A 12,566-nucleotide genomic window follows, 5' to 3' on the forward strand; every position below is an offset into this window, starting at 1 on the left:
GGAACCAAAGCGCGGCTCCTGGAGGAGGCGCGTGCGTTACGGCGTGAGAGCGGTTTGGGTTGCGGCGATTGCGAGTGCGGCGGTTCTTCCGGGAGCTGCCTGGGCTCAGGATGCGACGGGGCAGGAAGCAGAAGCGGGCGCGCCTGGCCAGGTTGCGCCTGAATCGCCGCAGGATGCCGAGCCGATCATCCCCGAATCCGAATTCGAGGAAGCGCTGCCCGAGATCAGCGGCGATCTCTACGCGCCGCTCGAGCCGATCGATCGTTTCGAAGTGGTCGAGGACACGCAGGTCGTGGAGCCGACCGAAGCCGCCGACGCGATGGATCGGACGCTGGAAGGCGAGATCGGCACCTTGCCGGTCGTGGCCGACGAAGCGCCCGAATTCGCCGAGCCGCTGACGCCTCTGGCCGAATTCGAAGTCGATCCGCGCGAAATCGAAGGCGTCGATCCCGCCGAGGAGGTCGAGGTCCGCTATGCGACCGTCGTGGAGGGACTCGAGCAGGTTGGACTGCTCGATCGTTTCGAGGATCTTTCGGCGCTGGAGGAAGGCGACGGCGAGGCGGCAAACGCCGCGATGGTAGCCGCGCGGGCGCGCGAGGACGAGAATCTCGCGACCCGATTGCTGCAGGCGGAAGGCTATTACGACGGGACAGCGACCGCATCGGTCGTCCAGGACCCCGAGCAGCCGAGCCGGCTGCGCGTTCGGCTGAACGTCGAACCCGGCCCGCTCTATCGGCTGGGATCGGTCCGTATCGACAGTGCCCCCACCGAACCGCCGGGATTGATCGACGAGGCGCTGCCGCTCGAAGCAGGCGATCCGATCGACGCGGTTCGCGTGAAGGCGGCGGAGGCGAACGTCAGCCTGCGGCTGCCGCAGCAGGGCTATCCGTTCATCGAACTACTCGAGCGCGACATCCTGCTCGACGGCGAGACCCACACCGGCGCCTATACGCTTCCGGTCAATCTGGGGCCGCGTGTCTCGTTCAACGGGATCTCGACCGAGCCGGCCTCCGAGGAATCCGAGCTGGCGTTCGGGGCCGAGCACGTCCGGACACTGGCGCGATTCGAGCGCGGCGAACTGTACGACAGCCGCAAGGTGGACGATCTTCGCGAGGCGCTGATCGCGACGGGGCTGTTCTCGACCGTCTCGGTCGAGGCGCAGCGGACCGGCGAGGAAGCGCCGAACGGAACCGAATATGTCCATCTGCTCGTCCGGCAGGATGCCGGGCCGCCGCGCACGCTCGCGGCCGAGGCCGGGTACAACACCGGGCAGGGCCTGCGGGTGGAGGGAAGCTGGACGCACCGCAACCTCTTCCCGCCCGAAGGCGCGCTGATCGCAGGCGGCGTGGCGGGCACGCAGGAACAGGGGCTGTCGCTGGTCTTTCGCCGCTCGAACGCGGGGCGGCGCGATCGCACCGTTTCGCTGCGGCTCGAGGCCAATCACAGCGACTATGAGGCGTTCGAAAGCTACACCGGCACCTTCGCCGGCCGGATCGCGTTCGAATCGACGCCGATCTGGCAGAAGCGCTGGACCTATTATTACGGCTTCGAGATCGTCGGCACCAACGAGGACCGGTATAATTTCGATCTCGGCCGGCGCGATCGCGGAACGTGGCTGATCGGTGCGCTGCCCGCCTTCGTCGGCTTCGATACGTCGGACGATCTGCTGAACCCCACGCGCGGCTTTCGCATCAAGCTGAACGTGAGCCCCGAAACCTCGGTGCGCGGGGCGGCGCGGCCCTATGCCCGGGTGCTGCTGGAGGGCACCGCCTATTATCCGGTGAGCGACGATCTGGTGATCGCCGGCCGTGCGCGGGTCGGCACGATTCCGGGGATCGAGCGCAACGACCTGCCGCCCTCGCGCCGCATGTATGCCGGCGGCGGCGGGTCGGTGCGCGGCTTCGGCTATCAGGAGCTCGGCCCGCTTGCACCCGACGGGCGACCGATCGGCGGGCGCAGCCTCAACGAATTCTCGCTCGAGGCGCGCTATCGCTTCGGCAATTTCGGAATCGTGCCGTTCGTCGATGCGGGGCAGGTCTATGAGACCATCTACCCCCAGGGGCAGGACCTGCGCTTCGGCGTGGGCATCGGCGGGCGGTTCTACACCAATTTCGGTCCGCTGCGCGTCGATGTGGCGACGCCGCTGAACCGCCGCGAAGGCGAGCCGAAGGTCGCCCTCTATATCTCGATCGGGCAGGCCTTCTGATGACCGACACCCAAGTTCATGATGCACCCGAGCGAGCCCCCGACGAAACCGCGGGCGAGGAGCATGATGTCGCCAAGCGTCCGCTCTGGCAGCGGGTGGCGAAGTGGATCGGCATCGTCGTCGGCGGCGTGGTCGTGCTGGTCGGCGCGCTGCTGCTGCTGGTCAATACGCCGTTCGGGCGCCAGTTCGTCGCCGATCGGCTCAGCAATCTGACGCTCGCATCGGGTCTCAACGTCAAGATCGGGCGGATCGACGGGTCGATCTACGGCGAGATGGTGCTGCATAATGTGGCGGTGCAGGATCCCGAGGGGACGTTCGCCAGCGCCGAGCGGATCACGCTCGACTGGCAGCCGTTCGCGCTGCTTTCCAATCATCTCGATATCGACCGGCTCACCAGTCCGGAAATCCGGCTCGAGCGGCTGCCCGAACTGATCCCGAGCGAAACACCGCGCGATCCGGATGCGCCGCTGCTGCCGAACATCGACATCGACATCGATGCGCTTTCGATCGGTCGATTGATCGTGGGCGAGGCAGTGACCGGCAGGCGGCATGTCGCCCGGCTGGAGGGAGGCGCGCACATCGACGATGGCCGGGCGCAGATCCGCGCCGAGGGCGCCACGCTCGCCGCGCCCGGGATGGCCGGCGGAGACCGGCTGGCGCTGATCCTCGACGCAGTGCCCGAAGCGAATCAGCTCGATCTCGACGTGCAGCTGGATGCTCCCGCCGAGGGGCTCGTCGCGGGCCTCGTCGGGATCGATCAGCCGCTCGAACTCTCCGTCCGGGGAGACGGAAGCTGGGAGGCGTGGGCAGGGCGGCTTGCCAGCACGCTGGGCGGCCAACGCTTCGCCATGCTGAACCTCGCGGCGCAGGATGGCACCTTCCGTATCGGCGGGGCAGTGCGCCCCGGGCTGGTGCTGGAAGGCGCGGTCGAGCGGCTGACCGCGCCGCAGGTGAACGTCGCGATCGTCGCGGCGATCGACGAAATGATCGCGGATACACGCGTGCAGTTGCGATCGGATGCGCTGTCGCTGGCGGCGGCGGGGAAGATCAACCTCGATCGCAGCCGGTTCGAGGACTTCCGGGTGGACGGCCTGCTGCTGACCCCCGGCGCGATCGCGTCCAATCTGGTCGGCCAGTCGGTGCGCGCCACGGTGGCGCTCGACGGCGCGTTCGGCACGCCCGTGGTCGATTACAAGCTGCAGGCCGGGGCGCTGGGATTTGGCGATACGGTCGTGCGGCAACTCTATGCCGAGGGTCAGGCGCGGGTGGATGCCGAGCGCATCCTGATCCCGGTACGGGCGCGGGCGGGGCGGATCACCGGGCTCGACGCCGTGGCGGGAGGGCCGATCGCCGACGTGGCGCTGCAGGGCGACATCGCCATCACCGGCGACCAGATCCTGTCCGACAATCTGCGCATCGTTTCCGACCGGGTAAACGCGACCGCGATCGTCGCCGCCGACATCAGCGAAGGCCGCTATACCGGCGCGCTGAAGGGCAGGATCAACGACTATCAGATCGAGGGCATCGGCGTGGTGAGCGTCACCACCGACGCCGAGCTGTATGCGGCTCCCGGCGGCGGCTGGGGCATCCGCGGCCAGATCGCCGGACGTTCGCAGCGGATCTACAGCGACGGCATCCGCAACTTCCTGGGCGGAAACGCAGTCGCGTCGCTGCGACTCGGCTTCGATCCCGAAGGCGTCATCACCTTCGACCAGCTGCGGCTGCGGGCACCCGAGTTCCGCATCACCTCGGGCTCCGGGCGCTATGCGCCGGGCGGCGCGCTGCTGCTGAATGCCGATGCCTATTCGGAGCAATATGGTCCGCTCGCCGCGCGGGTGACGGGTTCGCTGGCGCAGCCGGAGGTGCTGCTGCGCGCGCCGCGGCCGGGGCTCGGCGTCGGTCTGGCCGGGCTCACTGCGCGGGTGCGCGGCAACGGCGGCGCCTATGCCGTCGAGGCGAGCGGCGAGACCGATTACGGCCCGTTCAACGCCGATGTACTGGTGCGGACCGGCGACACGCTGGCGATCGATGTGCGCAGCGCGCGCTTCGCCGGAATGGACATCGACGGGCAGATCCGTCAGACGCCCGCCGGTCCGTTCGCCGGAACGCTGCGCTTCGCCGGATCGGGCGTGCAGGGTCGGGCCGAGCTTGCTTCCCAGAGCGGCGTGCAGCGTGCGGCGATCACCGCGCGGGCGAACAATGCGCGCATTCCAGGCGTCGCCAATCTGCGCGTCGGGCGCGCGATCATCGATGCGACGGTGCTGCTTACCGAGACGCCGCAAGTGACCGGCGATGCGCAGATCGCGAACCTTTCGACCGGACAGCTGACGATCGAGGCGGCGCGGGTGCGCGTGAACTACGAAGGCGGCAGCGGAACCGCGCAGTTGGTGGCGCGCGGCGCGACCGGCGTGCCGTTCAGCATCGCGGCCAACGCCCGGCTCGCTCCCGACCAGTGGCTGGTCGCACTGCGCGGATCGGCAAGCGGCGTGGCGTTCCGCACCGACGATCCCGCGCGTATCCTGCTGACCGACGACAGCTATCGGCTGCAACCCACGCGGCTCGTCTTCGATCAGGGATCGGCCCGGATCGCCGGCCGCTACGGCAACGGGCTGGTGCTCCAGGCACGGCTCGACGAACTCGACCTGTCGGTCGTCAACGGCTTCGTGCCCGGTCTGGGCATCGGCGGTACGGCGACCGGGAGCCTCGACTTCGCGCAGCCGGACCCGGCGACGTTCCCTCGCGCCGATGCGCGGCTCGAGATCGACGACTTCACGCGCTCGAGCCTGTCGACCGTATCCGAAGCGGTGGACATCACCTTCGTCGGCAAGCTGCTTCCCGACGGCGGCGATGCGCGCGCGCTGATCAAGCGCGGCACCACAACGGTGGGGCGCGTGATCGCGACGCTACGGCCGCTGCCGCCGGGCGCCGGCCCGTGGCGCGAGCGGCTGATGGCGGCGCCGCTTTCGGGCGGCATCCGCTACAACGGGCCCGCGGGCGTGCTGTTCTCGCTCGCCGGACTGCCGGACCAGACGCTGCGCGGACCGATCGGAGTTGCCGCCAATTTCTCGGGCCGGGTGCGCGCGCCCGAACTCGCCGGCGTCGTGCGCGCGAACAATCTCACCTACGAGAACGAGACCTATGGCACGCGGCTGACGAACATGCGGCTCGAGGGCCGGTTCACCGACGACCAGCTGGTGCTGAACGAGCTGCGGGCACGTGCGGGCGAAGGCAGCGTGACGGCCAACGGGCGGATCAGCCTGGCCGCCGACGAAGGTTTCCCGCTGCGGGTGCGCGCCGAGTTCGAGAACGCCACGCTGGCGCGGAGCGACGCGCTGGCCGCCGAAGCGAACGGTTGGGTGGAAGTGACGAACAACGCCGACTTCGCATTGGTTCGCGGCGAACTGACGATCCCCGAAGCGAGGTACCGGATCATCCGCCAGGGTTCGGCAGAGGTCGCCGAGCTGGAAGGCGTGCGGCGGCGGAACGGTGGCGATGCCGACCAGGCATATGCGAGGAACGAACGCCAGCCGGTGCCCGAGCACGAGATCCGGCTCAACCTCGTCGTCAACGCGGATAATCGGCTGTTCGTCTCCGGTATGGGCCTCGAATCCGAATGGGGCGCCCGGATCACCGTCGAAGGCACGGCCACGAACCCGAATATCGGCGGCTATGCGCAAGTGGTGCAGGGCACCTACTCCTTCGCCGGGCGGCGCTTCGAGCTGAATGAGAACACCAGCCGTGTCGACTTCGTCGGCGATCGGCTCGCCAATCCCACGCTGAACATTTCGGCGAGCACGACGGCGGAGGGGATCACGGCGATCATCCGGGTGACCGGTACGGCGCAGCAGCCGGACGTCGCCTTCACTTCATCGCCGACCCTGCCGCAGGACGAAGTGCTGGCGCGGCTGTTGTTCGGCAGTTCGGTGACGAACCTGTCGGCCACCGAAGCGATCCAGCTCGCCGCGGCGCTCAATTCGCTGCGCGGGACCGGCGGCGGGCTCAACCCGCTGGGCGAGCTGCGTCAGGCGGCGGGGATCGACCGGCTGCGAATCCTGGGCGCGGACGAAGTGAGCGGCCGCGAAACGGCACTGGCGGCGGGCCAGTATCTGACCGACGACATCTATGTCGAGATCATCACCGACGCGCGCGGCTTCACCGCCACGCAGCTCGAAATCGCGCTCACCCGCGCGCTGAGCCTGCTTTCGCAGACCGGCTCGTTCGGAGGATCGAGCGTCAGCCTCCGCTATTCGAAGGATTACTGATCGATCCGTTGCGATCTGCGACCCAAACTGGAATAGTCGGTCGCGGAGAGCGTGCATGAGCGAATATTTCGATGTCGTGGTCGTGGGCGCAGGAATATCCGGCGTGGGCGCCGGCTATCACCTGCAGGACAAATGCCCCGACCGCAGCTATGTGGTGCTGGAGGGGCGCGACCGGATCGGCGGCACCTGGGATCTGTTTCGCTATCCCGGCGTCCGCTCCGATTCCGACATGCACACGCTGGGCTATTCGTTCCGGCCCTGGACCGCGGCGAAGTCGATCGCCGACGGTCCTGCCATCCTCGACTATATCGAGGATACGGCGCGCGAATTCGCGATCGACCGGCACATCCGCACGCAGCACCGCGTGGTACGCGCCGATTGGTCGACCGACGAAGCGGTGTGGAAGGTGGTCGCCGAGAAGGGGCCGGAGCGCGAGGAAGTGCGCTTCTGCTGCCGCTTCCTCTTCATGTGCACCGGCTATTACAACTATGATCGCGGCTACACGCCTGATTGGGAAGGCGTGCAGGACTTCGCCGGGCGCATCGTCCATCCGCAATTCTGGGGCGAGGACGTCGACTATTCGGGCAAGCGCGTGATCGTGATCGGCAGCGGCGCGACGGCAGTGACGCTGGTGCCCGAACTGGCGCGCGATGCGGCGCATGTGACGATGCTCCAGCGCTCGCCCACCTATGTCGTCTCGCGCCCGTCGAAAGATGCAGTCGCGAACTGGCTGCGCCGCTGGCTGCCCGACAAGACCGCTTATGCGATCACGCGGTGGAAGAATGTGCTGCTTCAGCAATATTTCTACCGCGCGATGCGCAGGCATCCGGAAAAGGCGAAGGAGCGGCTGATCCAGATGGTGCAGGAGCATCTGGGCCCCGACTACGACACGGGCACGCATTTCACGCCGCGCTACAATCCCTGGGACCAGCGGCTGTGCCTCGTGCCCGACGCCGACATGTTCGACGCGATCCGCAGCGGAACGGCCTCGGTGGTGACCGGCACGATCGACCGGTTCGTGAAGGAGGGGATCCGGCTGAGTTCGGGCGAGGTGCTCAAGGCCGATCTGGTGGTGACCGCGACCGGGCTGGAGATGCAGCTGATGAGCGACATTCCACTCAGCATCGACGGAACGCCGGTCGATCCATCGAAGTCCCTGAACTACAAGGGGATGATGTATTCGGACATTCCGAACCTCGCCTCCTCCTTCGGCTATACCAACGCATCCTGGACGCTGAAGGTGGATCTGACCTGCGGCTATGTCTGTCGGCTGCTCAACGCGATGAAGAAGCGCGGGCTGCGGCAGGTGACGCCCCGGCTGAAGGCGCCGGTGGAAGAGCAGCCGCTGCTCGATTTCAGCTCGGGCTATGTCCAGCGCGGGCTGCCGAAATTCCCCAAGCAGGGCAATCGGCAGCCATGGCAGGTGCACCAGAATTATAGCCGCGACCTGCTGGCGCTGCGCTTCGGGTCGATCGACGCGGAAATGGAGTTCAGCAATCCCGCGCCGGGCCGGCGTACCGAAAAGCCCGTGCGCGAGCCCGGCGAGCGCGCCGCGGAAACGGTTTGAACCCTCGGGCTGCCGGGCCGTTGTTCCGGCATGCGCAGCACGCCTGATTTCGAGCAGGCGCGCGCGACGATGGTCGATCGTCAGATCGCCGCGCGCGGTATCCGCGACGAACGCCTCCTCGCAGCGTTGCGCGAGGTGCCCCGCGAACGCTTCGTCTCCGAGGAGTTCGCCCGGTTCGCCTATGAGGACGGACCGCTGCCGATCGAGGCGGAGCAGACGATCTCGCAGCCCTATATCGTCGCGCACATGATCGAGGAGGCACGTGTGGCCCCCGGGCAGCGTGTTCTCGAAGTCGGTGCCGGTTCGGGATATGCCGCCGCAGTGCTCAGCCGGATCGCGGACCACGTCTTCGCGATCGAGCGGCATGCCGAGCTGGCCGAGCTGGCGCGGCAGCGCCTGAAGGTCCTCGGCTATGACAATGCCGAGGTTCGCGCCGGGGACGGCACGAAGGGCTGGCCCGAGGAAGCGCCGTTCGACGCCGTATTGATCGCTGCCGGCGGGCCGCAGGTGCCCGAGCCGCTGAAGGCGCAGCTCGCGATCGGCGGCCGGCTGGTGATGCCGCTGGGCAGTGCGGGCGTGCAGACGCTGGTCCGCGTTACGCGGCGATCCGACAATGAGGTCGACACCGAGAACCTCGGTGACGTCCGCTTCGTGCCGCTGATCGGCGCGCATGGCTGGAGCGGCGGCGAGGAGAAGAAGCAGTCGCCCGTCGCGCTGATCCGCGACGCCGCCGAGCCGCTGTCGGACATCGACGATCCGGGTTTCGGCGCCGCGTTCGATCGCTTCGCCGACGCCCGCGTGGTGCTGCTGGGCGAGGCGAGCCACGGGACGAGCGAATTCTATCGCGCGCGGGCGGCGATCACGAAGCGGCTGATCGAGGAACATGGATTCACCATCGTCGCGGTCGAGGCCGACTGGCCCGACGCGGCGGCGATCGACGCGCATGTCCGGCAGCGGTCCAACCCCGGCGCGGAGCCGCCGTTTCAGCGCTTTCCCACCTGGATGTGGCGCAATCGCGAGTTCGACGATTTCGTCGGCTGGCTGCGCGAGCACAATGCGACGCGTGCAGCCGAAGATCAGGTGCGCTTCCACGGGCTCGATCTCTATAATCTCAACGGCTCGATCCGCGCAGTGATCGACTATCTCGACAGCGTCGATCCCGAGGCAGCCGCAGTCGCGCGCGAGCGCTACGGATGCCTGACTCCGTGGCGCGACGATCCTGCGCGCTATGGGCGGATGGCAGTCACCGAAGGCTATGCCCGTTGCGAGGCGGCGGTGGTGAACATGCTGAAAGACCTGGTCGAAAAGCAGCTCGACTATGCCGCCAGAGACGGCGAGGCGTTCCTCGACGCGACGCAGAACGCCCGGCTGATCGCCAATGCCGAAGCCTATTATCGCGTGATGTATTATGGCGCGGCCGAGAGCTGGAATCTGCGCGACGAGCATATGTTCGACACGCTGGAGCTGGCGCTGCGCGCGGGCGGCGAGGGTGCCAGGGCCGTGGTGTGGGCGCACAACTCGCATATCGGCGACGCGCGCCACACCGACATGGGCAGGCTACGCGACGAGCTGAACCTGGGCCAGTTGGCGCGCGAGAAATGGGGCGACGAGGCGTGCCTGATCGGCTTCGGGACGCATGGCGGCACCGTGGCGGCGGCGACCGACTGGGACGGGCCGATGGAAGTGAAGCGCGTGAATCCCTCGCGCGAGGACAGCTACGAGCGGCTGTTCCACGATGCGGCGGTTTCGCCCGCGCTGCTCGACCTGCGGCCCGAGCGGCCGGTGCGCGAGGCGCTGTGCGCGGCCCGGCTCGAGCGGTTCATCGGCGTGATCTACCACCCCGAAACCGAGCGCTGGAGCCATTATTCGGAAGCGGTGCTGCCCGAACAGTTCGACGGCTGGGTGTGGTTCGACGAGACCCGCGCCGTGGCTCCGCTCGCCGGGCCCGAGCAGCCGTCCGGCGCGGGCGACGAGACCTGGCCGTTCGGCCTATAGGCTGCGCCTCCTCCCCTAGTCCGAGCGCGGGATCGGCTTGGGTTCGGCCGCGTCTCCGCTAGTCAGATGCTGCGCCTCTTCCTGTGCCTTGAGCGACCCGGAATCTCCGGCAACCGCCGGGCTGTCGGGATTCGACGGCGTAGCGGCCTGGTTCGTCCGAGTCGCATCGGGCGCACCTTCGGCCGCCGACTGGCCGCCCAAGCCGCCGCCGCCGGGCTGGTCGCGCGTTTCCTCGTTCATGACTGCGGAGGCACTGTCGCGATCGCGCGCGTCGCTGCCGAGATTCTCGGGAGCGTTGTTGGGTCGGCTCGTGGGCATGGGTCGATCTCCTTCACCCCTGCCAACGCATCGCGGCGCAAAGAGCTTCAGTCGGCCGGGCGCGATCGCAGCAGCGCCGACCGCAGGCATTCGCAGACGACCTCGTCGCGCTGATTGAGCATGCGGTGCTTCCAGGTGACGATGCCCTGGCCGGGGCGCGAGTTGGAAGGACGCATTTCCACCACTTCGCTCTCGGCGCGCAGCGTATCGCCGATGAAGACCGGCTTGGGCATCACGAGCTTGTCATAGCCCAGATTGGCGACCAGCGTTCCGGCAGTGGTGTCGCCGACGGTGATCCCGACCATCAGGCTGAAGGTGAAGGTGCCGTTGACAAGGATGCGGCCGAATTCGCTCGCCTTCGCCGCCTCGGCGTCGAGATGTAGCGGCTGGCTGTTGTGGGTCATGGTGGTGAACAGGAGATTGTCGGTCTCGGTCACCGTGCGGCGCAAATCATGGGCGATCAGGTCGCCGACCTGCCATTCGTCGTAGAAGCGTCCGGGCATCAGTGGGTCTCCGTAAGGTCGAGCTTGAAGCCGAGGTGCGTCTGCTTCCACCCGTGGCGCAGGTAGAAACGATGCGCGGCGTGACGGCTGTTGGTCGAGGTGAGCTGGACCAGGAGACAACCGCGCTGGCGGCATTGTTCGACGGCCCATTCCATCAGCGCCGTGCCATGGCCGCCGCCGCGCAGATCGCTGGCGATGCGCACCGATTCGATGTTGCCGCGCTTCAGCCCGCGGAACGACAGGCCCGCGATGACGCTGATCTGGAGCGTGCCGACGATCCGGCCGCCCAGCGTGGCAACGGCGAGCAGCTGGTTCGGATCGCCTTCGATCTCGTCGAAGGCGGCTTCGTAGCGCGGATCGAGCGGGAGCGAGGCGTCCTCGCGGTCGACCGGGATCGTGTCCTCGGCGAGCAGGGCGACGATCGCGGGCAGATCGGCGCGCTCGGCGCGGCGGAAGGCGAGGTCGCTCACGCGCGATCGGTCCGCACCGCACCTGCGGCGCGAACCGCCGCGAGATCTGGCATGCCGTTCACCGCCATCAGCAGGTCCGCCTCGGCGAGAATCGACTTGAGCACATGCGCCGCACCGTCGGCGCCGCCCAGCGCCAGGCCGTAGCTGTAGGGCCGGCCGATCCCGACCGCGGTGGCGCCGAGTGCGAGCGCCTTCACCACGTCGGTGCCCGAGCGGATGCCGCTGTCGAACAGTACCGGCACGCTGCCCGCGCCTTCGACCACGCCCGGCAGCATGTCGATCGCGGCGATGCCGCCGTTCGCCTGACGTCCGCCGTGGTTCGAGCAATAGATCGCGTCGATCCCGGCATCGGCGGCGCGGCGGGCGTCGTCGGGGTGGCAGATGCCCTTGAGGACGATCGGCAGCTTCGTGAGGCCGCGCAGCCATTCGAGGTCGTCCCAGCTGAGCACCTTGCCGAACAGGCCCGCCCACAGCATCACTGCGGCGCGAATGTCGTCGCGCGGGTCCTTGCCGAGCAGTTCGCGGAAGACGGGGTCGCTGAAATAGTTCTCGAGCACCGCGCCGCGCAGTTGCGGGAAGTTCGCGGTGTTGAGGTCGCGCGGGCGCCAGCCGGTGACCCAGGTGTCAAGCGTGACGACCAGCGCCTTGTAGCCGGCGGCTTCGGCGCGGGCGACGAGGCTTTCGGCGAGGCCGGGGTGCTTGGGCGTATAGAGCTGAAAGAAGGCGGGGGTGTCGCCGCATGCCTTCGCCACGTCCTCGAGCGAGTCGTTGGCGAGGGTGGAGGCGCACAGCGGCACGCCGGTTTCGGCCGAGGCACGCGCGGCGGCGAGATCGCCGTGGCCGTCCTGCGTGCAGATGCCGGTGACGCCGATCGGCGCCATGAAGATGGGCGAGGGGAGGGTGAGCCCGAACATGTCGACCGAGAGGTCGCGGCTGGTGCAGTCGACCAGCATGCGCGGCACCATGCCCCAGTGGCGGAACGCGTCGGCATTGACGTCCTGCGTATGTTCGTCGCCGCAGCCGCCCTGAACATAATCGAGCACCGAGCGAGGCATCGCGGCCTCGGCGCGCGCCTTCAGGCTGGCGTAGTCAACCGGGAGTTTCGGGACGACGCCCGACAGGCCGGCGAAATAAATCGCGTTCTGATAGTCGCCATAGGGCATTGCGAGTCTCCTCTCCCTTCCTCTCCAAGTTGGGGGAGAGGATACAGAGGCTTGGCGGCTTTGCCGCCTAGCCGGCGTTGGT

Annotated in this window: 8 protein-coding genes; 4 read left to right on the forward strand and 4 right to left on the reverse strand. The window is 68.0% G+C overall.

Annotated elements, in window-relative coordinates:
• Positions 1-43: 43 nt before the first annotated feature.
• Genes ACQ450_RS01750 through ACQ450_RS01765 form a run of 4 tightly spaced genes read left to right on the forward strand, consistent with a single transcriptional unit; the run spans position 44 to position 10,030 of the window.
• Positions 44-2,206 (forward strand): BamA/TamA family outer membrane protein, encoded by a 2,163-nt coding sequence (locus ACQ450_RS01750; RefSeq protein WP_431470259.1) that lies wholly within the window; start codon positions 44-46, stop codon positions 2,204-2,206.
• Positions 2,206-6,468, forward strand: coding sequence for a translocation/assembly module TamB domain-containing protein (locus ACQ450_RS01755; RefSeq protein WP_431470260.1), 4,263 nt, complete (start codon positions 2,206-2,208; stop codon positions 6,466-6,468). Before ACQ450_RS01750 ends, ACQ450_RS01755 begins: the two co-directional genes overlap by 1 nt.
• 55 nt (positions 6,469-6,523) lie before the next feature.
• On the forward strand, positions 6,524-8,035 hold the full coding sequence (locus ACQ450_RS01760; RefSeq protein WP_431470261.1) for a flavin-containing monooxygenase: 1,512 nt from the start codon (positions 6,524-6,526) through the stop codon (positions 8,033-8,035).
• Positions 8,036-8,065: 30 nt separating this feature from the next.
• Entirely contained in the window at positions 8,066-10,030 is a 1,965-nt protein-coding gene (locus ACQ450_RS01765; protein ID WP_431470262.1) for a protein-L-isoaspartate(D-aspartate) O-methyltransferase, read from the forward strand.
• A gap of 15 nt (positions 10,031-10,045) precedes the next feature.
• On the opposite strand, the gene ACQ450_RS01770 is transcribed toward ACQ450_RS01765, so the two are convergent.
• From ACQ450_RS01770 to ACQ450_RS01785, 4 genes are read right to left on the reverse strand one after another with little or no spacing between them, the layout of a single operon-like run.
• Positions 10,046-10,348: a hypothetical protein gene (locus tag ACQ450_RS01770; protein ID WP_431470263.1), complete on the reverse strand. Its 303-nt coding sequence runs from the start codon at positions 10,346-10,348 to the stop codon at positions 10,046-10,048.
• A gap of 47 nt (positions 10,349-10,395) precedes the next feature.
• A complete protein-coding gene (locus ACQ450_RS01775) occupies positions 10,396-10,851 on the reverse strand; it encodes a MaoC family dehydratase (RefSeq protein WP_431470264.1) in 456 nt (151 codons plus the stop codon).
• A complete protein-coding gene (locus tag ACQ450_RS01780) occupies positions 10,851-11,321 on the reverse strand; it encodes an N-acetyltransferase family protein (RefSeq protein WP_431470265.1) in 471 nt (156 codons plus the stop codon). The genes ACQ450_RS01775 and ACQ450_RS01780 overlap by 1 nt, the downstream gene beginning before the upstream one ends.
• Complete coding sequence (locus tag ACQ450_RS01785; protein WP_431470266.1) at positions 11,318-12,484, reverse strand: alpha-hydroxy-acid oxidizing protein; 1,167 nt, start codon at positions 12,482-12,484, stop codon at positions 11,318-11,320. The genes ACQ450_RS01780 and ACQ450_RS01785 overlap by 4 nt, the downstream gene beginning before the upstream one ends.
• Between the last annotated feature and the right edge of the window lie 82 nt (positions 12,485-12,566).

Origin of the sequence: Sphingosinithalassobacter sp. LHW66-3 (genome assembly GCF_050703275.1) — a bacterium.
Lineage (GTDB): Bacteria > Pseudomonadota > Alphaproteobacteria > Sphingomonadales > Sphingomonadaceae > Sphingomonas.